At 35.8% G+C, this 24,358-nt stretch carries 18 protein-coding genes; 9 read left to right on the top strand and 9 right to left on the bottom strand.

Translation table 11 applies throughout. From position 1 onward, the window contains the following. The first annotated feature begins 86 nt into the window (after positions 1 to 86). The 6 genes from GM921_RS11985 (at position 87) to GM921_RS11960 (ending at position 7,337) form a co-directional block, all read left to right on the top strand. Positions 87 to 1,730 (top strand): M14 family metallopeptidase, encoded by a 1,644-nt coding sequence (locus tag GM921_RS11985; RefSeq protein WP_182922876.1) that lies wholly within the window; start codon positions 87 to 89, stop codon positions 1,728 to 1,730. A gap of 13 nt (positions 1,731 to 1,743) precedes the next feature. Then, positions 1,744 to 3,477, top strand: a complete 1,734-nt coding sequence (locus tag GM921_RS11980; protein WP_182922875.1) for a M14 family metallopeptidase — start codon at positions 1,744 to 1,746, stop codon at positions 3,475 to 3,477. A gap of 18 nt (positions 3,478 to 3,495) precedes the next feature. Beyond that, on the top strand, positions 3,496 to 5,868 hold the full coding sequence (locus GM921_RS11975; RefSeq protein WP_182922874.1) for a S9 family peptidase: 2,373 nt from the start codon (positions 3,496 to 3,498) through the stop codon (positions 5,866 to 5,868). A gap of 269 nt (positions 5,869 to 6,137) precedes the next feature. After that, positions 6,138 to 6,770, top strand: coding sequence for a peroxiredoxin (locus tag GM921_RS11970; protein ID WP_182922873.1), 633 nt, complete (start codon positions 6,138 to 6,140; stop codon positions 6,768 to 6,770). 10 nt (positions 6,771 to 6,780) lie between these two features. Continuing rightward, positions 6,781 to 7,089, top strand: a complete 309-nt coding sequence (locus GM921_RS11965; RefSeq protein ID WP_182922872.1) for a thioredoxin family protein — start codon at positions 6,781 to 6,783, stop codon at positions 7,087 to 7,089. Next, positions 7,089 to 7,337 (top strand): DUF6952 family protein, encoded by a 249-nt coding sequence (locus tag GM921_RS11960; protein ID WP_182922871.1) that lies wholly within the window; start codon positions 7,089 to 7,091, stop codon positions 7,335 to 7,337. The genes GM921_RS11965 and GM921_RS11960 overlap by 1 nt, the downstream gene beginning before the upstream one ends. A 342-nt stretch (positions 7,338 to 7,679) precedes the next feature. On the opposite strand, the gene GM921_RS11955 is transcribed toward GM921_RS11960, so the two are convergent. The 5 genes from GM921_RS11955 to GM921_RS11935 all read right to left on the bottom strand — a co-directional run bounded on the left by GM921_RS11955 (position 7,680) and on the right by GM921_RS11935 (position 15,361). Next, a complete protein-coding gene (locus GM921_RS11955) occupies positions 7,680 to 10,265 on the bottom strand; it encodes a phosphoenolpyruvate carboxylase (RefSeq protein WP_182922870.1) in 2,586 nt (861 codons plus the stop codon). 497 nt (positions 10,266 to 10,762) lie between these two features. Further along, the gene (locus tag GM921_RS11950; RefSeq protein WP_182922869.1) at positions 10,763 to 12,310 is read right to left on the bottom strand and encodes a DHA2 family efflux MFS transporter permease subunit; all 1,548 of its coding nucleotides are present in this window, start codon (positions 12,308 to 12,310) and stop codon (positions 10,763 to 10,765) included. A gap of 5 nt (positions 12,311 to 12,315) precedes the next feature. Next, the gene (locus GM921_RS11945; RefSeq protein WP_182922868.1) at positions 12,316 to 13,401 is read right to left on the bottom strand and encodes an HlyD family secretion protein; all 1,086 of its coding nucleotides are present in this window, start codon (positions 13,399 to 13,401) and stop codon (positions 12,316 to 12,318) included. 23 nt (positions 13,402 to 13,424) lie between these two features. After that, positions 13,425 to 14,741, bottom strand: coding sequence for a TolC family protein (locus tag GM921_RS11940; RefSeq protein WP_182922867.1), 1,317 nt, complete (start codon positions 14,739 to 14,741; stop codon positions 13,425 to 13,427). Beyond that, on the bottom strand, positions 14,738 to 15,361 hold the full coding sequence (locus GM921_RS11935; protein WP_182922866.1) for a TetR/AcrR family transcriptional regulator: 624 nt from the start codon (positions 15,359 to 15,361) through the stop codon (positions 14,738 to 14,740). Before GM921_RS11935 ends, GM921_RS11940 begins: the two co-directional genes overlap by 4 nt. 599 nt (positions 15,362 to 15,960) lie before the next feature. Here GM921_RS11935 and GM921_RS11930 point away from each other — a divergent pair. Together GM921_RS11930 and GM921_RS11925 are read left to right on the top strand one after the other, a co-directional pair. Continuing rightward, positions 15,961 to 16,122, top strand: coding sequence for a hypothetical protein (locus GM921_RS11930; RefSeq protein WP_182922865.1), 162 nt, complete (start codon positions 15,961 to 15,963; stop codon positions 16,120 to 16,122). A 382-nt stretch (positions 16,123 to 16,504) separates the two neighbouring features. Continuing rightward, positions 16,505 to 17,113: a fibronectin type III domain-containing protein gene (locus GM921_RS11925; protein WP_182922864.1), complete on the top strand. Its 609-nt coding sequence runs from the start codon at positions 16,505 to 16,507 to the stop codon at positions 17,111 to 17,113. A gap of 77 nt (positions 17,114 to 17,190) precedes the next feature. Here the strand turns inward: GM921_RS11925 and GM921_RS11920 are convergent, their stop codons facing one another. The 4 genes from GM921_RS11920 to GM921_RS11905 all read right to left on the bottom strand — a co-directional run bounded on the left by GM921_RS11920 (position 17,191) and on the right by GM921_RS11905 (position 21,404). After that, complete coding sequence (locus GM921_RS11920; protein ID WP_182922863.1) at positions 17,191 to 17,964, bottom strand: hypothetical protein; 774 nt, start codon at positions 17,962 to 17,964, stop codon at positions 17,191 to 17,193. A 207-nt stretch (positions 17,965 to 18,171) separates the two neighbouring features. After that, positions 18,172 to 18,672 (bottom strand): hypothetical protein, encoded by a 501-nt coding sequence (locus GM921_RS11915; protein ID WP_182922862.1) that lies wholly within the window; start codon positions 18,670 to 18,672, stop codon positions 18,172 to 18,174. A gap of 10 nt (positions 18,673 to 18,682) precedes the next feature. Further along, the gene (locus tag GM921_RS11910; RefSeq protein ID WP_182922861.1) at positions 18,683 to 20,182 is read right to left on the bottom strand and encodes a hypothetical protein; all 1,500 of its coding nucleotides are present in this window, start codon (positions 20,180 to 20,182) and stop codon (positions 18,683 to 18,685) included. Continuing rightward, positions 20,079 to 21,404: an O-antigen ligase family protein gene (locus GM921_RS11905; protein ID WP_182922860.1), complete on the bottom strand. Its 1,326-nt coding sequence runs from the start codon at positions 21,402 to 21,404 to the stop codon at positions 20,079 to 20,081. The genes GM921_RS11910 and GM921_RS11905 overlap by 104 nt, the downstream gene beginning before the upstream one ends. A 332-nt stretch (positions 21,405 to 21,736) precedes the next feature. Between GM921_RS11905 and GM921_RS11900 the strand changes: the two genes are divergently transcribed. Beyond that, positions 21,737 to 24,259, top strand: a complete 2,523-nt coding sequence (locus GM921_RS11900; protein WP_182922859.1) for a glycoside hydrolase family 9 protein — start codon at positions 21,737 to 21,739, stop codon at positions 24,257 to 24,259. The last annotated feature ends 99 nt before the right edge of the window (positions 24,260 to 24,358 follow it).

Raw genomic sequence — 24,358 nt, 5'->3', positions numbered from 1 at the left:
TTTTAATTCTGCTCTGTAACATTTTATAATGCTTTAGATTATGTAATTGCTTTTTTCTATAAATTGCAAGCATAACCTAAACAAACATGAAGAAACTTTACCTTTTTAATCTGTTTTTTCTGCTATTGCTATGCAATGTCTCCGCACAAAATCAACAGGATTATAGTAACAATGCTCGTCTTGCCCAAAGGGTAAAAGCGCTCGCAGAAAAATATCCACAATGGGTTAAAACCAAATCTTTAACGCAAACCGTAGGTGGTAAAGACATCTGGATGTTGACCATTGGTTCTGGTAAAACAGAACAAAAACCAGCAATCGCAGTAGTTGGGGGCGTAGAAGGAAAACATCTTCTAGGCGTAGAAATGGCAATCGGCTTTGCGGAAAAATTAATGGCATCTTCTAATGTAGATAGCATTAAAAACCTGTTGAATAAACAAACATTTTATGTGTTTCCAAACATGAGCCCAGATGCTACTGAGCAATATTTCGCTAAAGTTAAATCAGAGCGTAGTGGAAATGCAACTAAAACCGATGATGATAGAGACGGAAAAGTAAATGAAGATGATGTAGATGATTTGGATGGAAATGGAAAAATTACTTGGATGCGTATTCTTGATCCAACAGGAAAATACAAAATAAATACAGATGATCCTCGCTCTTTATTACTGGCAGATGCTAGCAAAGGTGAAAATGGGAAGTATATTTTATTGCCAGAAGGAATAGATAACGATAAAGACGGTGATTTTAACGAGGATGGTGATGGCGGAATCCATTTCAATAAAAACTCAAGTTATAATTTTAAAGGATTTATTCTGGGCGCTGGAGATTATGCAGTTTCGGAAAAAGAGAACAGAGCGCTTTTTGATTTCTTGTTCGATGCCTTTAATGTGTATGCTGTAGTTACTTTTGGCCCAACAAATAATTTATCTACACCAATTACTTTTAATTCGGCAGCAATTTCTAAAAGGGTAATTACTGGCTGGTTCGATAGTGACGCAAAATCAAATGCTTTAGTTTCCGAACGCTACAATAAAATTACTAAAACGAAAGACGCTCCAAAAACACAAGCCGAAAGCGGCGATTTTTCACAATGGGCGTATTTCCATTATGGACGATTAAGTTTTAGTACACCAGGATGGTGGGTTCCTAAAACTACATCAGATTCGACCCGAAAAGAAAAGAAATTTACAAATGAAGATCCAATCGCATCTTATTTGCGCTGGGCAGCAAGTCAAGGAATTACCGATACATTTACACCTTGGAAAGCAGTTTCTCATCCAGATTTCCCAGGGCAAACAGTAGAAGTTGGAGGTATTGATCCTTTTGTATTGATTAACCCGCCGTATAAAATGGTGAATGGAATTGTAGCCAAACACACAGATTTTATTGTAGGATTAGCAGCAATGGCACCTCAAATAGATGTGGTAAATGTGAAGACTGAAAAAGTTTCCGATGGCTTAACTCGTGTTACATTAAGTGTTTTAAATACGGGCGATTTACCAACCTATACTAAAATTGGCGACCGCAGTTATTTCTTAAAAAAGATTGCTGTAAAAGTTAATCTCAACGCAAACCAAACAGTAGTAAGCGGACGAAAAACGCAATCGTTAGAAGGTATTCAGGGTAAAGAGTATAAAGAATTAACATGGTTGATAAAAGGTAGCGGCAAAATAACTATCGATGCTGGCAGCCCAACCACAGGAAGTAAATCTATTGAGGTAACACTATAAATCAGACAAGACAATGAGAATCAAACCTACTATTCTTCTGGCTGTACTAATTTTGTGTGCCGGAATTTTAAAAGCTCAAAAACCCGAAAATCTATTGGCGGCAGTTGGAACGCCACCAAATCCTAAAGTGCAAATTAGCTGGAACCGTTACAACGATCATACGGCGATTACTGAAATTTGTAAGAAACTAGCTGCGGCTCATCCAAACTTGGTTAAGCTTGAATCGATGGGAAAATCTTTTCAAGGAAAAGAACTTTGGATAATGACCATTACCGATACAAAAGTTGGCAGTGCCGATAAAAAACCAGCCATGTACATCGATGGAAATATACACTCTAACGAAATACAAGGAAGTGAGTTTGCTTTGTACACAGCTTGGTATTTAGCAGAAATGTTTGATGCAGGCAATAAAGCAATCCAATCTTTATTGGCCGAAAAAACATTTTATATCGCACCAACAATTAACCCAGATGCGAGAGATAATTTTATTCATCAGGCGAACACGGCACACTCTCCTCGTTCTGGATTAATCCCAATTGATAACGATAGAGATGGAGCGACGAATGAAGATGGCTTTGATGATTTAGATGGCGATGGAAACATTGTAATGATGCGTCGTAAAAGTGCAACCGGTCGTTACAAAGTTGACCCTACAGATTCAAGACGAATGATTATGGTGGGGAACGATGAAAAAGGTGAATATGAATTATTAGGATCGGAAGGAATTGATAACGATGGCGATGGTTTTGTAAATGAAGATGGAGAAGGTGCTTATGATCCTAATCGCGATTGGGGATGGAATTGGCAGCCAAATTATATTCAAGGAGGTGCGTATAAATATCCATTCTCAATACCAGAAAATAGAGCGATTTTAGATTTTGTAATGAAACACCCTAATATCGCAGCAGCACAATCTTACCACAATAATGGCGGAATGATTTTAAGAGGTCCAGGGGCTTTGGAAGATTTAGACACCTACAACGCACAAGATGTTAGAGTTTATGATGCATTAGGTAAAAAAGGCGAAGAAATGCTTCCAGGCTATAAGTATCTAGTGGTTTATAAAGATTTGTATTCTGTTTTTGGAGGAGAATTAGATTGGTTTTATGGCGGAAGAGGAATTTATACATTCTCTAACGAATTATGGACTGGCTATTCTATGTACAACAAACCTGATGGAGAAGATAGTCAAACCCAAATTTATACTTTCGATAAAGATCTATTGATGAAAGATGCATTTGTAGATTGGCATCCGTACAAACATCCAACTTATGGCGATATTGAAATTGGAGGATTTAAGAAAACATATACGCGTTTACATCCAGGCTTTTTGCTAGAAAGTGATGCGCATAGAAACATGGCTTTCAGTATTTATCATGCTTACAATACACCAAAATTAAATGTTGGAGAAATTGAAGTGAAAGAAATTGGTGGTGGATTAACACAAGTAACGGCAGTCATAACGAACGATAGAATGATCCCTACACATTCTAGTCAGGATGTAAAAAATAACATTGAAACACCAGATGTTATTTCTTTAACTGGCGGAAATGTAGTTGCGGGAATGGTAGTAAACAACCGCGATATGAACTTTACAACTGAACAAAAAATGGATCCAGCAAATATCAAAGTAAATAATATTGCTGGTAATTCTTATGTAACTGTTCGCTGGTTGGTAAAAGGTGGTAGTAAATTTACTGTGAATGTGAGCAGTAAAAAAGGTGGTTTAGCAAGTAAATCAAATTAAAATTTTGTGAATAATAGAATGAAAAAATATCTAGTTTTCTTTTTGCTTTTAACGGGTGTGGCACAAGCACAACAGCTTGCTCCTCTAACCGTTCAAAAAATAATGCGTGACCCAAAATGGATGGGTGTTTCTCCAACAAATTACCGTTGGTCAGAGGATAGCAAAACTGTTTTCTTTACGTGGAATCCTGAAAATAAAGAAAAAGATCAAGCGTATAAAGTAAGTGTTTCAACCAATAAACCAGAAATTGCAGCAGATAATGAAGCAGCAAAAGCTGCGGGAAATAATTATACGTACAATAAAGACAAATCTTTAGCCTTGTATGAAAAAGGTGGAGACATTTATTTTTACAATTTTAAAAGTAAAAAAGAATCTAGATTAACGAATACAGTTGACCGCGAAAATGGCGCTTATTTTTTATACAATAATGATGTTGTTTTTCAACGTGGAGATAATTTATTTCAACTGAATTTACAAACCAACGAGTTTAAACAATTAACCAATTTTGTAAAAGGAAAAAGACCAGCTATTCCAGAAAGAGCTGTGGCTACGATGCAAGATAGTTGGCTAAAAACAGAGCAAACAGAACTTTTCGATATTATTAAAAAACGTAATAAAACAGGAGGAAGGGTTCAAGGTTTTGGAGGTCGTGGTCGTTTTGGCGCTGCCGATGCTAATCAAAAAACAATTAAACCTATCTACCTTGAGGACAAATTTTTATCAGGTTTGGTGGTTAGCCCCGATGGAAGATTTGTAAGTTATCGTTTAACTACGCCAGTAATCACAAATCACAATACCATCGTTCCTAACTATGTTACCTCATCTGGTTATACAGAAGATATCGCTGGGCGTACTAAAGTTGGCGAGAACTTAACTGTATCCGAAAACTTTTTATACGATGGAGAAAAAGATAGTGTTTACACAGTTAAAACAGCTCAAATCACAGGTATAAAAGATTTGCCAGATTATGTAAAAGACTATCCTAAACAATTAGAAGAACGCACTCAAAAAAACGAAGATCGTAAAGTAAATTTAGGAAGCCCTGAATGGAATGAGAATGGAACTACGGCAATTATTACTGCTGACGCACAAGACAATAAAGATTTATGGGTTTTAAAACTAGATGCTGCAACAGGGAATGTAACCGTATTAGATCGTCAACGTGATGAAGCATGGATAGGCGGACCTGGAGTTGGCAGAGGTATAGATTGGATAGATAATAATCGTTTTTATTTCCAAAGCGAAGCAACAGGTTACTCTCATCTTTATGTTTTCAATGTAGCAACAGGTGAGAAAAAACAAATCACCTCTGGTAAATGGGAAGTGCAAAGAACACAACTATCAAAAGACAAAACCACTTTTTATATCACCGCGAATAAAGAACATCCAGGCATTACGCATTTCTATAAGGTTAGTGTAAATGGAGGCGAGTTAGTTCAAATTACTTCCATGAAAGGCGGTAATGAAATCACATTATCTCCAGATGAAAAATGGTTAGCTATTAATTACTCCTACATGTATAAACCTTGGGAATTATATATCCAAGCTAACAAGCCAGGGGCTAAAGCAGTTCAAATTACAAAATCTACCACTGCAGAATTTGATAGCTACAAATGGCGTCAACCAGATTTAGTTTCTTTCAAAAACCGCTACGGAGATGATGTTTACGCAAGAGTTTATCCAGCGGCAAATCCTCACCCAAATAAACCAGCGGTAGTGTTTGTACATGGTGCAGGTTATTTGCAAAATGTTCATTACTGGTGGAGCCAATATTTTAGAGAATACATGTTCAACAATTTACTGGCGGATAATGGATATACCGTTATCGACATTGATTACACAGCAAGTTCTGGATATGGAAGAAATCACCGCACAGGAATTTATAGAGATATGGGCGGAAAGGATTTAACCGATCAAGTAGATGGCGTTAAAATGTTGGTAGAGAAATATGGAGTTAACCCTAAACATGTAGGCTTGTATGGTGGTTCTTACGGTGGTTTTATCACCTTAATGGGAATGTTTAAAGAACCAGAAGTTTTTGCTGCTGGCGGAGCTTTACGTTCGGTTACAGATTGGGCGCATTACAATCATGGATATACCGCAAATATTTTAAATGAACCTTTAAATGATCCAATTGCTTATAAACGCAGCTCGCCAATTTATTATGCCGATAAACTAAAAGGAAACTTGTTAATGTTACATGGTATGGTTGATGAAAACGTGCACTTCCAAGATATTGTGAGATTGACACAACGGTTTATCGAGCTAGGCAAAGACAATTGGGAACTTGCTGTTTATCCAGTAGAAGACCACGGTTTTGTAGAGCCAAGCAGCTGGACAGATGAGTACAAACGTATTTTTAAATTGTTTGAAACAACGCTGAAGAAATAATTCCTTTTGTCATTCAAAGCGCAGCGAAGAATCTCATTTATATTTTAGCCGCAGATTTGCAGATTTTGTCATCCTGAGCGTAGTCGAAGGAAATCTGCGCATCTGCGGCTATTTTTTTAACCAACCCAACAAATAGACAAAAACTAATGATCATTAATAATGTATAGTTTTAATCTATATCGCTATCAATATTTAGTATGTATGATAAGTTAAACTTGGTTGTTTAAGAAGGCTTATTGGCTTATCTTTGCAAAAAAATTAATTTATATATGGCTATAGTAGGTAAAAAATTCCCGAGTGTTAGTATTGATGCAATGTCTGAAATGGGCGATGATTTGAAGATCAATATATTTGAAGAAGCAGTAAATAAAAATTCTAAAGTGTTGTTATTCTGGTATCCAAAAGACTTTACTTTCGTTTGCCCAACAGAATTACATGCATTTCAAGCAGCCTTACCTGATTTTGAAAAAAGAAATACAATCGTAGTTGGCGCATCATGCGATACAAATGAAGTTCACTTTGCATGGTTAAACACAGCAAAAGATAACGGCGGTATTGAAGGCGTAACTTATCCTTTATTAGCGGATACACACAGACACCTTTCTAACATCCTAGGTATTTTAGATCAAGATGTTGAATATAATGAAGAAGGTGAAGAAGTGTTTTCAGGATCTAACGTTACGTACAGAGCAACCTATTTAATTGATGAAACTGGTAAAGTTTTCCACGAAAGTGTAAATGATATGCCGTTAGGCAGAAACGTAAAAGAATATTTGCGTTTAATTGATGCCTATAGCCACGTACAAAAACATGGTGAGGTTTGTCCAGCAAATTGGGAAGAAGGTAAAGAAGCAATGAACGCAAACAGAACAGGAGTTGCAGAATACCTAAGCGCTAATTAATTAAAATCATATGTTTTTAGAATTAACAGAAGACAACCTTCAGCAATATTTGGCTGATAACAGCAAAGTGATGGTTCAATATGCAGCATCTTGGTGTGGCAATTGCAGAATCATGAAGCCGAAGTTTAAAAAAATGGCATCAGAAAATGAAGAAGTTGCATTTTTAATTGTTGATGCTGAAAAATATCCTAATTCGAGAAAGTTTGCTAACGTTGATAATTTACCAACTTTTGCAGCTTTTGAAAACGGTGCATTGGTTGATCAAGTTCAAACGAATAAAGCTGAAGGATTAGCCGAATTATTTACAAAAATAAAGTAATGAAAATTCCAGTTATAAGACAATTATTTCAAAATAGCACTCCAGAGAAATTGGAAGCAACATTAGAAGTTTTAGAAGCGTTTTGTGAGTTTAGAGGCGTAAGTGAAACAGAGGTTGATGTTGCAGGTGAAATGATTACCAATATTTGCGGAGCGTTAGAAGTTCATCAAATGGTAAAAGATGGTGCAGTTGAAAAAGATGCATTGAACGCTTTCGGACAAAGAGTAATGGGGTCGATTGATAGGTAATTACAATTAGTTCATTGGTTCACTTGTTCATTGGGTTGGGCTATATAAAAAAGGTCTTAGCGTTTTGCTAAGACCTTTTCTTTTATTCACAATCGCGTCATTGCTTCACCACCTTTGTCATTCAGAGCGCAGCGAAGAATCTCAAATAAGAACGCTAATAGAGATTCTTCGCTGCGCTCTGAATGACAAGTTTGAAATTAGGTTTCGTCCCGTGAAAACGGGAATCGTAATGCGTAAAAAAGCCTCTTATTGCATTACGATTCCCAATCGAGTTGGGAATGACGCAAGATGGCTTATACTCCTTACCCAATGAACTAATGAACAAGTGAACCAATAAACTATCTACGCCAAATTACGCCCTGCGTTTACAATACCATAAACAGTACGAATAGCTAATTTCTCATAAGCCTGTTTTTGTTCGTCGCTTAGTTTATGTTGTAGTTTTTCTAAAGCATAATGCTGAATAAGCACCAACGGCAAAATTATTTTCTCACGTACAGCAATAGAACGTTTCTCTACCGGATAATTTTCCATTAAACTATGATGACCAGCCAATTTCAGCAGCATGGTTTTAGAAAGCTCAAATTCTTCATGTAAGGTTTTCCAAAATTTGCCGTATGTTTTGTCTTGTGCTAAATAAGCAGTGATGGTAAAATCAGATTTACTCATAGACATCATACAGTTATCTATAATGGTTTTAAAATAGCCTGATTCCTGATAAGTTTTAGTTACTTGCTCCCAATTACCAGCTTTCTCTTGGTTTTTTAAAGCTGTTCCTATTCCGTAAAAGCCAGGTATATTTTGTTTTAACTGACTCCAAGAAGTAACAAAGCTAATAGCTCTCAAATCTTCTAATTTTAAGGCTTCACCAGAGTTCCTTTTAACTGGGCGACTACTAATTGTAATTTTAGAAAGTAAGCTTAAGGGAGATAAAGTTTCTAAGTAAGGTAGAAACAATGGATGCTGACGTAAAGCTAAAAATGATTCATAACTATCATTCGCCATCACTTCTAACGTATCGTAATTTTCTGGATCTAACAATACATTGTGTTTCTCTTTAACGCCTGAAGAAATACCTGCATTAATCAGTTGCTCAATATTAAAAGCAGCGCTATCAATAGAGCCATATTGTGAGCTAATTGTTTGTCCTTGTATGGTAAGTTGAATATTTTTGTTCGCAATTTCTTTACCCATTGATGCGTAAAAACGATGTGTTTTACCTCCACCACGAGAAGGCGGGCCACCACGACCATCAAAAAATGCTAATTTGATATTGTGTTTTTCTGCAACTGTAGTTAAATCAACTTTTGCTTTAAAAATAGACCAGTTGGCCATTAAATATCCGCCATCTTTTGTGCTATCAGAAAACCCAAGCATAATATCTTGTTTTCCGCCTCGGTGAGCTAAATGTTTTTGATAAAATGGATGCGTGTATAACGTTTCCATAATTTCGGCTGCGCCGGATAAATCATTTACAGTTTCAAAAAGAGGAACAAAATCGATGGTTAATTCATCAGCTTCCCAACCGTTCCATAAAAACAATTCTATCAATTGTAAAATGTCGCTAGCTTGCTGACAATTACTAATAATAAAACGATGACAAGCCATTTCGCCATTGCTTTGTTGCATCTCTTTAATTTGAGCAATGGTTTGCAACGTATCTTCAATCAAGCCGCTTTGCTCACCGCTGTAAATTATTTTGGCGTTTCTAAAAGAAAGTGCTTTTAGTTTTTCTGCTTCTGATAAATCATCATAATTCTCACTAAACAACGCATTAATTGGTTTTTGCTGACGGCAATACGCATGCACATCACGTAATATGCGACTATCTTGTCTAATGTCTAAGGATGCAAAATGACTACGGTACAATTCAACTTTACGCAATAGATCATCAACTAAATCTGCAAAAAGCCCATCATGATCAGTAGTTAAAATGTCTTTAATTTTATGAAGGTTTTCGATTAAGAAATCTGAAATATCTTTTGGTTCTAAATTACTATCGAATGCATTTTTATACAACACATCTTGTAAAACAGCAATAGCATCCTCAACTCCTCTAAATGTAATACGGCGTTTTATGTTTCTAAAATCACGGTAGTAACATCTAAATAAAATTTGACGCAGCATTTTAGAAACCTGCAACGTTGTTTCTGGGTGCACATTCGGATTGCCATCTCTATCGCCACCTGGCCAAAAACCTAATTCAATAATTTTTTTTGGATCGATATGATATTCGCTCAATAAAGAGTTTAATCCCGATTGGATATTTGCTGCGGCGAAATAAAATACGTTTTCTAAATACCATGCTAAACTCAACGCTTCATCAACAGGTGTTGGAGATTTTTTATTGAAGAAAGGCGTTTTGCCCAATTGTTGCAACAACTGATTAATGGTACTGATATCGTTTGTCTTAATCGCGATTGTTAAATCGTTAATAATAGCCAACACACTACCAGGGTAAAATTGTGTTGGATGTGCCGTTAAAACCAAGCGTAAAGAAAAATCTTCTATCAGCTGATCAACCTTGTGATGTAGTTTTTTATTGTCGTTAGCCTTTAAAAATAGTGCTCGTAACGAACTCTGTTCATCCGTAATATTTAACTTATTAAATGAAGCATCTTCAACCGCGTCAAACAATACCACTTGCCTTTCAATGTATTGAATAAACCGAAACAATAAGTCTATAATATCTTTGCTATTTGTGTTTTGAGTATATTTTTTAAAAAAAGCTTCAATCAGCTGCGCTGGAGTTTCATGTTGTTTTACACCTTCTTCGCAACTTTTAATAAATAAAGGAAGTAAAGTTCCAGTGTCTTTTACCTTATAAAATGGAAGGGTTAAAAACAGACTATTGTACAACTCGAAACGAGAAATAACCTCGTTATTAAAAACTGATTCTCGCTGACTGGTAGGTTGGTTTGATTCCATGGCGAAAAGGTACGGAATTTGTACCTAAACAACAAAAACATTACAAAATCAATTAAGAAAACGCTGAAATTATCAAATAATTTTAAAATTTACATAGAATTAACTCGAAAATAACTTTAACAAGATTTATAGTTGTTGTTACGCTAGCTAAATCAAATTATTTTAAATGATGCTCAAAAAAAATGACAATTAATTATTTTGAACTTTTATAAATAAATCTTATCTTGGATTTTATTAAAGGTTAAACAAATCTTTTAAAAGTATCCGCAAGATTTTTGTAAGAAAACTCTTGTAACAATTGTTAATTTTTTGGGAAAAAAAAGTCCCGGCATTTATGTCGGGACTTTTTTATTTAGCACCAAATCCATCCACCTTGCGTCATTCCCGCGAAAGCGGGAACCACGAAGTGCTCAGCGTAGCTAATCTTAAAGCTATATATAGCTTTCAATAGCATTACGATACCCAATCGAGTTGGGTATGACGATAAGAACTATAGGTTAATGCGCATCAGTAACAATATTTGCGTTCTTTTTAAACTTTTGCAGGTACAGCAAAGGAATAGAGAATAGCATAATTAGTCCGGCTACCCAATATGCATCGTTGTACGTAAGCAACATGGTTTGTTTAATTACCGATCCTTCAATTGCTTTCATTGCCATTAGCTTTGCATCTAAATAAGAAGCACCTTTTGACATGAAATTACCAATTAAGCCATTTAACTTTTGCGTAAATGAAGGATTATACTCGTTGATATTAGTCAGCAAGTTACTTCTGTGAAAGCCAGCACGAACGTGTATTAATGTAGTTAATGCTGCAATCCCGAAAGAACCACCTAACTGCCTACTCATGTTGTTTAATCCAGATCCTTGTCCAATTTCTGCACCTTTTAAATCTTGCATGGCCAACGTTGTTAAAGGAACAAACAATAACGCCATTCCAAAACCTCTAATTACTAAAGGCCAAAAGAAGTCGCCAGTTCCAGAAGCTAACGTTGATTTACTCAACATCCAACAGAACACAAAGAACAAGAACATTCCTCCCGTTGCCATAAACTGTGCAGGAACACCTTTCTTAAGCATAATACCAATAAACGGCATCATAGAAATGGTACAAATACCACCAGCAATAAAGAGTTTACCAGTTTGTAAAGGCGTAAAACCTAACAGATTTTGTGCAAAGACGGGGAAGACAAAGACGGAACCATACAAGCCAAAGCCTAAAATAAAGGAAGTAAACATCCCGATGGAGAAACTTCGCTTCTTCATAATCCTTAGGTTTACAATAGGATGGTCGGTGCTAGCTTCTCGCCAAATAAACAAGATCAATCCAAAAACAGCTGCAACAGCTAAGGCCGTAATATAAGGAGTAGAGAACCAATCTTCGCTTTCGCCTTTTTCTAATAAGGTTTGTAAACTACCAACAGCAATTGCCAATAATCCTATTCCATACCAATCTACTGGTTTTCCTTTTCCATCTTTTGGCGTCTCTCGAATAAAGGTAATGGTACAGTACGCGGCGAGTATCCCGACGGGAATATTTACATAAAATATCCAAGGCCAATCTGCAATCTCTAAAATATAACCACCAATTGTTGGTCCAACGGTTGGGCCTACAACCGCACCCAAACCAAATAGAGCAGTAGCAATACCAACATCTTCACGCGGCCAAGTTTCTATCAAAATAGCCTGAGCGGTTGAAATCAACCCACCACCAGCTAAACCTTGCAAAATCCTGAACAAAATCAGTTCATTTAATGAGGTGGCATTACCACACAAAAAGGAAACAAGCGTAAAAACGATGATAGAGGTTAAGAAATAATTTTTACGTCCGAAGCGACTACCCAACCAACCCGACATGGGTAAGATGATTACATTCGCAACGGCGTAACCTGTAGATAACCAAGCGATATCCTCGAGGGTTGCGCCTAAGTTACCTTGTATTTGAGGGATAGCTACGTTTACAATTGTGGTATCAATCAGCTCTAAAAGTGAAGCCGTGATTACCGTAAACGTGATTATCCATTTTTTAAAACCTACTTCGGCCATTGTGGTTAGTTATTTATAGATACAGAAACTTTCACGCTCATTCCTGGACGTAATTTTTCTAGTAATTCTTTGTCTTTAGCTAAAAATTTGATTTTTACTGGTACACGTTGTACAACTTTAACAAAGTTACCTGTTGCATTATCTGGAGGTAATAAAGAACCTTTTGCACCAGTAATTGGAGCGAAATTATAAACCTCACCTTCAATCGGCTGATCATCGTAAGCATCAACAGTAATTTGAACTTTCGAACCTACTTTGATTTTCTCTAATTGTGTTTCTTTAAAGTTAGCAGTTACAAATAAACTGTTCTCATTCACGATAGCGAATAAAGATTGACCAGGTTGTACCAACTGTCCTTTTTGAACATTCTTTTTAGAAACAATACCAGTTGCAGGGGCTTTAATTGCTGTGTATGATAATTGCAGTTTAGCAAAATCTACATCAGATTGACGTTGACTTACACCAGAATTGCTCACGCCAAGTTGAGATTGAGTAGTTCCAACTTGTTTAACGGCTGCATTATATTGATCTACCGTTGCTTGATAAGCTGCCTGAGCTGATGCTTTTGCAGCTTCTGCCGATTCTTTATTGGCCTTGGCTTGGTCGAAAGCTTGTTGTGTGATGGCGCCATCTTTTATCAAGTTTGCATAACGATTAAAATCTTTCTGTGCTAAATTTAATTTAACATTTGCCACCTGAACATTAGATTGAGCAGCTTCAATATTTGCTTTAGCTGTGCTTGTATTTGCAGAAGTTGCAGCAATTTGTGCTTGCGAAACACCTACACCAGCACTTGCACCAACCTGACCAGCTTGTGCTTGCTCTAATCTAATTTTGTAATCGCGATCATCTAAGGTTACTAAAACTTGATCTTGACTTACTTTTGTGTTTTCTTCAAAGTTAATGTCCTTTACATATCCACCTACGCGAGCTACAACCGGACTTATATCTCCGTCTATTTGCGCATCGTCTGTATCTACGTGTTTGCTAGCGTACATATATTCTTTAATACCTAATGCTGCACCAGCAATTATAAGTATTGCTAATACGATTGGTAAAACTTTGTTTTTCTTTTTTGCTTCCTTTGTCATTGTCGTATGTTGTTATGGTTATATTATTGAGAAATTTTTCCTGTTGATTTTAATAAAGTATAGTACGCTAACTTTGCATCGGCCTTTGCCAATTCTAAATTAATTTTAGCTTGATATAAAAGTGTTTCTGCATCAATTCTATCTGTTGCAGATGCGATGTTGTTTTTATATTTCGATTCTAATAACCGATCGTTTTCAGATGCCTGAGCTATAGAAGTTTCTAAAACATTAATTCGTTGTACAGCTAGGTTATAATTCTGATAGTTTTTATTCAACTCTGTTTTTACATTGTCTGATAAAATATCTTTTTGCAAACCGATTTCCTTTTGTTGAATTTTTGCTTCAGCTACTTTGTTCTTGTTGTTCCATAAAGAAGCTACATTCCAAGAAACGGTAGCACCAATAGTAATAGGCATAATAAACTGCTCTGATGGCGGAATAAAACTGCCACTCGGGTTGATGTAATATAAATTAGCACCAACACCTACGGTTGGTCTTGTGTTCGCTTTAATGCTTTTGATGTTAAAATCGGCCACCTTATTTTGCAAATCTAATTGTTGCAATTCTTGTCTGTTGGTAAAAGCAGAGCTGATGTAAGAACTTAACGGTTCAACAGTTTTTAAAGGTAAATCACTTTCGGTAATTGCTAGTTCAGTATCTTCAGGTAAACCTAAAAGGATATCTAAATTGTAATTGATGATTTTGCGATTGTTCTCTATTTCTAAATCCGTTAAGGAAACATTTGCTTGTTGCAATTGAAATCTCAATACATCATTTTTAGTTACGATGCCTTGTTCAAAAAAGCGTTGTGCTTGTTTTAATTGACTTGCAATAGCTTCTAAGTTTTGAGCAACTACTTTTTTGCTCTGCATTACTTTAAATAAAGAGAAGTAGGTATTTATAACAGCATAGCTAATTTCTTCTTTGTTTTTATCGGCATCTAAACGAGCAACATCCGTTAGTAATTTGGTGCTTTCTTGTGCGTATTTGTATTTGCCACCACCATAAATAACTTCTTGTATAGCTGCGGTGCCTACAAAAGCATCAGCTCTGCTTGGCAAATGAATAGGATTACCACCGCCAATAGTTAAGGTGTTTGTAGGAATTTCGGCATGATTGTATAAAAAACTTGCAGATGCACTTGGCAAAACATTGTCTTTAACAACCGCTAGTCTTGCTACAGCTTCATCAATTTTATTTTGCGAAAGCTTAAGGTTTTTGCTGTTGGCTATGCCTAAATCTATAGCTTCTTGCAGGCTTAATGTTTTAACCGTTTGTGCATTAATTATCGCTGGAAACAATAATGCGGTTAAGAGAATTTTAAATTTATGAGTTATCATTTGTTTGGGATTATTATATAGGATTGTACGAGGTGTTGTAAAAAAGCCGACAAACGTTGGCGAAGTTCTTCGCGTTGTTTATCGTTTTCGATATCAAATTTTGGATCATCTATCACTTTATCGGGTTGTGATGATACGGATGTAATAGCACCGAAAATTGTGGCAATCAGCATGCGACCATCTACTGCTCTAAAGCTGCCATCCTTTACACCATCTGCAAAAATTTCTTCTATTACTAAGCGATTTTCTCTTATCGCGTCTTTTATTTTGCTGTATATCTCTGGTCGCTGACCTAAAGAAAGTTCTCTTTGCATCATTCTGTGGAAGCATACATTAGAGAAAATCTTTTTAGTGTATTGGTCAATCACCTTCATTAGCTTGTCTACAGGTGATACCTGAAGCTCGCTTATTTCTTTCAATGTTGATTTATGTCCAGAAATACGTGCTTCCATAATTTCTAGAAACACACCCTCTTTACTGCCGAAGTAATAATTAATCATCGCCATGTTGGCGCCCGACTCCTTCGCAATTTGACGAGTAGAGGTACCCTCGAAACCAAATTCAGAAAACAACATCTCTGCTGCTCTAAGGATCTCAGTTTTTTTATCAGTTTTTTCCATTTGTCTTTTTGATGGCACAAAATTAATCAATCGATTGATTAATTTCCAAATTTATTTGGTATGGTTTTACAATTAGATGATAAATGAGCAAAATAATCTGTAGAACTGTCGTCATTGCGAGAAGCGCAGCGACGAAGCAATCTTTCTCGTCATTGCCACTTTGTATGTTTGTCATCCTGAGCTAGCTTGCACTGAGCGTAGTCGAAGTGAAGGACCTTTTCTTTCTAGTTCACATGCGTCATTCCCGTGAAAACGGGAATCGTAAAGCGATAAAAAGAAACTACCAATGCATTACGATGCCCAGTCAAGCTGGGCATGACGCGATGCTCTCACTGCTAACGGTGCGTTATTGCCTTAATCCCCACCACATTAAACTTCAATTTTCTTTTAATAAATTATCGTAATAGTAAACATAATTAACTGATAGTTAATTAGTTGTCGTTAGAAATTACTTGCATTGTTTCTTCTTTATCTCTACATTGGGAGCAGAAGAAATGGATGATTTTTGCAAAACAATCAAGCATACTTTTACCAGTTTACGCAGCTTAATGCATTAAGCGTAGGAACAGGGATAAACCGTAGAAATTAAAAACTATACAATGATCAATCTATTATTAAAAACAAACTTGTTCTCTTTATTTGGTGCGTTACCAGAAAAAAGAGGACGGCTCCCACCAAAAGTAAAAAACCTTAAAAAGTGGCTATACGGCTTAAAAACGACCATTGAAAGGTTGAAAAACCTAATTGCTACACAACATTGACCAATTGTAATATGCTTTTAGCTAATTGTTGTATAACAACGAGCAATTGTAATATGCTTTTAGCCAATTGTAATATAACAATGATCAATTGTAATATGCTTTTAGTCAATTGTAATATAACAATGATCAATTGTAATATGCTTTTTGTCAATTGTTGTATAACAATGATCAATTGTAATATGCTTTTAGCTAATTGTAATATAACAATGATCAATTGTAATATGAATTTCAGGTATTGTTAATAGCCACTAATTTATAATCATACTTTAAATAATCTTATACATTCAACATAAAACAATTTATCTATTAATTTCATACCCTGTTATTTGTTCCTCATTCATTTTTATTTGAATAAGAATAATAAAGGGCTAAATCTAAACTTATGAATAAACCAAGAATTATAACGGGCTTTGACCGTTACCGTAACACAGAACTAGATGTTAAGGCAAAATTTATTGTGGATAGCATGACAGGCAATCCGAATTTTGACATGCCTCTTCCGCCATTAGCAGATATTACAGCAGCAACTACTGCTTATATTGAAGCCTTAAGTAACGCCGAAGGCGGAGGGAAATCTCAAATTGCAATAAAAGACAAAGCCCGCTTACAATTAGAAGGGTTGTTAAATAAACTCGCACTATATGTTGAGGCCTATGGCAAAAGCGACGAAGTTGTTTTACTAAGCTCAGGATTTAGTTTAGCAAAAACAGTTACTCCGGTAGGTGTTTTGCCCAAGCCAGATGGCTTTACTGTACAGCCTAAAGAAAAAGGCACTATTAACTTAAAGTTAAGTGCAATACGTGGAGCAAATAGCTACCTGTTTGAGTATCGTGTATTAGGCGATGAAGCATGGATTATAAGTGTGCAAAGTAAAAGCTCTTTATCCTTAACTAATTTACAAAGTGGATCGCAATATGAGTTTAGAGTAGCAGGAATAGGTAGCGCTACAACTCGGATTTATAGCGACGAAGTTAGAAGCTTTGTGTTGTAGGGAGCGGATTGATTAATGTAAAAGGCCACTCATATAATGAGTGGCCTTTTTCGATTGAAAGAGTTTATGTTTATTCTTTACTTAGTTTTATTAACTCTCTCTTTCTCTGCAATAAATCTGTTGAATAACTTTAAGAAAGCATCAGATTCATTTGAATTTGATTTTTCAATCTTCCAAAATGATTCTCTTCTTTTCCTATCAGGAGATTTACTGGCGCTTTTTGGAGTTGAATAATGAATTACGCCAATTTTATATAGCTTACTGTGCGCTCGTGCATCAAATTCAGGATTAAAAGAGAAATCAATGGTAGAAAGATCTTTGCTATAATAGCGATAAAGAGAATCAGGTTCATTTTCTCCCTTTAGTTTATTTTCAAATTTCTCTATTTCTATTTCTTTTGTTTTAGGGTTTATTTCTGTTTTATCTGGCTTTCCTAAATCAAGTTTAAAGAAATCATAATCGTTAAAATTTAAGCCTTCTAATTTCAAAAACGTATCCTGTTTAAAAACCTTCCATTTATTTTCATCAGTAAGGACTAAACCACTTTTTTCTCCTTTTTTAAAAAAATAATACTGATATGATTTAATTCCAGTTGTGTCATTAAGATACACATCAGTATTTAGAGAAGTGCCTCCTGCATTGCTAGATATAACTGTAGTTTTATACACTATATAATCTTTATAATAAGCAATATCAATGCTATTTTTTACTTCGAAAATTTTCCCTGATTCAAATGTGAAGCCATACGAAGAATAAGTTATCATCGAAACAGCATCGTTTGAATGTTTTTGTTTTTGTGTGCAACCGGCTAAAAAAAGTAGTAAAACAAGAATTCTATTGATTATCATCATCTATCTTTACCTTTTTGCCTTCCTCAACAAATACTTGCCGATTAGATAAACAGCGGTAATTAATAAAATGACATTCATTATTTGCCATAACACAATGCCTATATCAGGTAAAAAAAAGTCCATATTTTAATTATCTATTGTAAAATAAAAGTAAACCCACTCGATTGAATGGGTTTACAAGTGAATAGGGTGGCTTTACTATAAATGTTAATTTTTTATTGGTTTTCCTCGGCTTTCTATTACTATAGGACTCAAAAATATTTGCTTCCGCTTCATTTTTTCGTTTTTGCTAGTAGTGCTTGAAATAGCAAGCCACTCTGAGATTAACTGATCTCCATTATTTATCTTAAGGAAGTAGTCATCTCCTCTAAATACCATAACTACTAATGCAAGGAGTTCATTTTTATAACCAATAAAATTTAATTTATCCATTTGAATTTTATTGATGATGGTCTTAAAGTCAAACAACTTATTAAGTTCTTTGTCATCTTTCTTAGAGATAATAACTGTGTCGACAATGCCTTTATTATTCACACCAATGTTGATAGAAAAGGCATGGGCTTTTTCATAAAACTCATCTGAATAGAAAGCTTTGTCGTTAAGCTTGATTGCTTTATGAAGAGCATTGTACATTTTGTCATTTTGCGCATGGCACACCGTAGTTGAAAAAATAGTAAGGGTTACCAATAAGATTAATTTTATTTTCATATTTTTCAATTTAATGGCATTTAGTTCCTAAGGTACCTTTTTTATATTTATTTAAAATATTTATCAGATCGGCCTGTGCATTACTACCTTTCAACCCCCACATCGGTGTATTCTGTAAGCCAAGCCAAGCTAGAGAGTTAGCATCACCATTTGAAAGTGCAGGAAAAATTCCTTGTAAAGAGTTTGATAGCTTACTAACAAAAGTTGATGCTATGTATTGATGTTGTGGACCGTTGTTATTTCCATATAATCCCCCCAGTGTCAGTAAATATGCATGCAGAATCTCATGATATAAAGTTACCACTGCCAATTCCTGAGATGCGCCCCCTAATACATTTTTATTTAGGGTTATATTTATCGCTCTGTAATCCTGCTGGTTTTGCGTAAAGAAACTAATATTCGAAGTAATGCCAGCGGTCGATGTATCAGGCAAATTATTAGCGTCAAGAAGGTTTCCTTCATTAATGGATAGAATTAAGTTGTCATCTTCTAAGAAAGTATTGTCCATTATATTTTTAAAATCATTTTTAACTCCACTGGCTAACGCCTTCTGAACAGCATCTTTTAAGCAAGAATCCAAAAGATTATTCAATGTGTCAACAGGAACTGGCTCTACTGGAATTTCACAACCTCTACAACCTTCTCCTCCATCCCCTCCACACTCTGCGGTATTAAAGTTTGCAGGATCTAAGCATGGATCATCTCCCCCAGGAGGAGGGCATACTTCTATTGTAGTGACATATTCAGCGAAAGGTTCGCCACAATAATATGGCTCAGGGCTGTCTCCAATATAATAGCAGTACTGAAACCATTCATAAATGTCGACATATTCGCAATCATCGCCACTAAAAGCTGTCTTTCTGAATTTGGTCTTATTTTCAAGAGAGAGCTTTTTTATAGCCCTTCCGTCTTTGATTATCAGTGCGAACAGAAATGCTCCATTCCATTCCCTATAGATGAGCGTTCCGTCAAAGTCCTTGTCAAGCTTGTTGCTTCTGTTATGGCTGATATCGCCGTTATGTCGTGCGAGATACTGCTCGGTAGGAATAAAGCTGATAATGCGTTGATTGACCTTTCCATCCTTGTTTTTATAGATGATCAATCTGTCAAGGCTAGCCTTCAGCACGTCCTTGTTTGCCGTTTTAACTGTGTTTTTGCCTTCTTCATGACTGTACAACATGGGTGTGACCTTGCTCGTGTATTTTAACGGCACCTCAACAAAATCGTAAAGTCTGGTCTTACCCTCCATTGCTTTCTGCCATATTGGGATCTTCATATTTCCCTTCTTTTGCGACATTAGGCTCGCTTGTAGTGCATCTGTTATGTACTGTCGAGGGTCTACTAAATTTCCTTCATTAGGCAGTAAGGATTCCTTAAAATAGTTTTTTGCCCACTCAACTTTTGGGTCAACATCTTCTCCAGACAAAAAGTCCTTTCGGCAGGAATAGACTAAGATAATGAGCATACACAAGGCCACTATGGCAATGTAGGGGTTTTTGTTTTTCATCATTGTTTAGATTTTTTACGGTTTGTTTAATAGCCTCAACCCTTTCCGAAGGAATTTTGACTGGCATTGTGAGTATTATCTTGCGCCAAAACTTGGCTTGCTCGTATTGTTTGTTCTTGCTATAAAATCTATAGAGTGCTTCTTTCGGCACAAACCTGTTGGGTACCATATAAACGGATTGTAGCAATGCTATTTCTGCTTCCTTGTTCATGTCAAGTTCTTCATAAATAGTTGCCATTTCCAGAAAGGATATGTGGCTGGTATAGTGCTTAAGAATTTCCTTTAACAGAAATATCTTTTTACTAGCATTGTGATGCCCTACAAGCACCGCGTTGTAGTTCTTCAGAAATTCGATATCACCTTTTAGTTGTGGGTAGAGTTCTGTATATATTTTTTGGCTTTCGAGAATATACCCTGTTGCAGACAATGTTTTTGCATGCTCCAATTTTCTGTAATTACCGATATTTTTTAGCTCAAAGTAATATTGGAAGAGGGCGAAGGTTGCTGTAATGGTTACTATCGTAGCATTTTGTAAATTTTTTGTTTTAACATTAAACACGCTTGGTAAGGCTAAATAAGCTAAGATGAACGCCAGTACTATTTTAAAAGGACGATGTTCAACTACATGAGTAAACAAAGCCGCAATGCCAATAACCAAAAAAAGAGCTAAAAGAAGTTTTAGAATATCATCCTTTAGGTTGGTATTGAGACGACGGTAAACTAGGCTAACTAAAAAATAGAGAGAAGTAAATAAACAAACTGCTCCAATGACCCCCGTCTCTACAATGAATTCCCAATAATCATTAAAGGCGTAAAAGGTATTATCAGCCAAAAGAAATTCCTTTTGTGTGAAGTTTCCGGCACTAAAATATGCTGCTTGATATAACCCATAATCTCTTTGGAAATTGCCCCAGCCAATACCTGTAATGGGCTGATCTAAGAACATGCTCCACGAAATTTTATAGATGAATATCCTACCTAGACTAGAATCGCTTTTTAGAAAAATAGTAGCAATAGAGATTGCAATCACTACAAAAAGAAATGAGAGGCCAACAGTTTTTTTGCTTAACGCAATTTTTTTAAAAACAAATACCAAAAAAATAACTCCCGATAATGCACCAACAAAAAATGCTCGGTTTAACATTACTGCAGATATAGCTAGTATTATGCACAGACAAGCAATGCTTAACATAAAAGAATAAGGTTTTAAATATTCTTTTATCATTAGCTTGTGATAAGGGACTTAATGATCTGTTTCATAAATTGTTGACATACATTTTGTTTTTAATAAAAATGAAGATATGTATTACAGAGAAGTGATTTTGTAGTCTTTTTGGGGGGGTAAGGGTTTGCAAACTTTCTAACTTACACTGTCATTTCCAGTCAAGTATGAAGGTCTACCTAGGAATGAACAACTCTGTTGTTGAAGCTATTGTAAAAGGTATGCTAGACTTTTTAGCCGCTTAATTAATTATTGTAATTTGGTTTTGTGTTAGCTTACTCGTCATTCCCGTGTACTTAATACTTGCTTAATTCAACCGTAAAAAATACTAGCCTATGAAAAAATTATCCCTATTCAAAGCCCTTTTACTAGTCCTTACCTTAACCTCCTTTATTTCAAAACCAGAAATAGATGCAAACAACAGTTGGATAAGAATTAACTTATTGGGTTATCAACCTAAAGCTACTAAAGTTGCCATTTGGGCAAGCAAAACAAATCAAGTTCCAGATAAATTTGAACTCATTGACCAACAAAGCGGAAAAGTAGTTTATACGTCCACCAATATTAAATCATTTGGCGCTTATGGTCCGTTTACGGCAACTGCCCGATTAAACTTCTCAGACTTTAAAATATCAGGAAAGTATTTCATCCGCATTGCGGAAATCAAATCTCCAGAAATTATCATTAACGATGAAGTGTATCGCCACACGGCAGACTTCGCGTTGCGTTACATGCGCCAACAACGAAGTGGATTTAACCCGTATTTAAGAGATAGTTGTCATACTCACGATGGTTTTGTGTTGTACGGTGCCAAAGCCGGAATTAAAGATAGCACACATTTCGACGCATCTGGCGGATGGCATGATGCAAGCGATTATCTGCAATATTCTACAACTTCTGCCAATGCCACCTATCATTTGTTAATGGCATATCGAGATTTTCCTCAGGCATTTGCCGATACCAAACAAGCAAATGGTTTAGATGGTAAAAACGGAATGGCAGATGTGTTAGACGAAGCAAAATGGGGATTGGATTGGTTGGTGAAAATGCATCCAAAGGATAACATCATGTTTAATCAACTGGCAGATGATCGGGATCATATCTCCATGCGAATTCCAAAAGAGGATAGTCAGTATGGAAAAGGTTTTGAGCGACCATTATATTATATAGATGGCGAACCACAACAACGCGGCAAGTTTATGAACAATACCAAAGGCACAAGTTCTACGGCTGCCAAATTTACCAGCGCCTTTGCTTTAGGGTCTAAAATTTTCGCATCGGCGGATGAAAACTATGCACAACAATTAAAGCAGAAAGCAATCAGTGCCTTGGCGTATGCGAATATTAAAAAAGGAGTAACGCAAACTGTTTCTGTAAAATCTCCTTATATATATGCAGAAGATAATTGGGTTGATGATATGGAATTGGCGTATGCATCGATGCCGTTAATAGCCGAAAAGACTTGGAAAAAGAATAGCGGAATTGCATTTGACTACGCCAAACAAGAAACTATCACTCCTTGGTTAACTAAAGATACGGCAAATCATTACCAATATTATCCGTTTGTAAATATTGGGCATTATGAATTGGCAAAGAACTCTCAGCCACATAAACAAAAGCTAGCTAGTTATTATAAACAAGGCATTGAACAGGTTTGGGAAAGAGCACAGAAGAATGCTTTTTATCGCGGTGTTCCATTTATTTGGTGTAGCAATAATTTAACGGTTGCTTTTGCACAACAATGTATGTGGTATAAGCAATTAAGTGGCGATGAAAGTTTTAATGAATTAGAACAAGCAAACTTCGATTGGCTTTTGGGTTGTAATCCATGGGGAACTAGCATGGTTTACGGTTTACCAAATTGGGGAGACACACCAACTGATCCGCATTCGGCGTTTACACATTTAAAAAATTATCCAATAGATGGTGGTTTGGTTGATGGCCCAGTTTATACGAGTATTTATAAAAATTTAATTGGTATTCAATTAACAAAACCCGATGCTTATGCTGATTTTCAAAGCGATTTAGCTGTTTACCATGATGATTATGGAGATTACAGTACAAACGAACCAACTATGGATGGAACGGCTTCGCTTATTTATTTATTAGCTGCTTATGATAGCAGGACGAAAACTATTCCGAAAGAATTTCAGAGTTTGCAAGGTGCAATTATTAGAGGTAAAGCCACCGAAAAGAAAGTTGCTTTAGTTTTTACGGGAGATGAATTTGCCGATGGTGGAAATAACATTAACAAAACATTGGTTGATGAAAATGTAAAGGCGTCTTTCTTTTTAACAGGGAGATTTTATAGCAAACTCAAAAACAGAAAGTTAATTGAAACTTTAAAAACCAATGGGAATTATTTAGGTCCACATTCTAATGCACACCTTTTATATAACGATTGGATTAAAAGAGATAGTTTGTTGGTAACAGAACTTCAATTTAAAACAGATTTAATGTGGAACTACGGAGCAATGGAAAAGGTTGGAATTAAAATGGATGATGCGAAATATTTTTTGCCACCATACGAATGGTATAACCAGCAAATTGCAGACTGGACAAGTCAGATGGATAAACAATTAATCAATTTTACTTCGGGCACTCGTTCAAACGCTGATTACACGTACCCAGAAATGGGGAAATCGTATCGAAGCACTGAAGAAATCTATAAATCGATACTAGATTATGATAAAAGCAAAGCCGATGGATTAAATGGTTTTATACTTCTACTACATATAGGAACAGATCCACGTAGAACGGATAAATTTTATAATCGATTACCAGAACTAATCAAATACCTTAAAACTTCTGGCTATGAGCTGGTGAAAATCAATGAATTATTAAAAACAGAGCAATGAATAACCTCGAATTAGTATTCACAAAATTAACTTGTCATTCAGAGCGCAGCGAAGAATCTCTAAGCATCAGCCTAACAAAATAGCCGAAGATTATCAGAT

This window comes from Pedobacter planticolens, assembly GCF_014172375.1.
In the GTDB taxonomy this organism is placed as follows: Bacteria; Bacteroidota; Bacteroidia; order Sphingobacteriales; family Sphingobacteriaceae; genus Pedobacter; species Pedobacter planticolens.
This window is presented reverse-complemented; position numbering and strand designations above follow the sequence as displayed.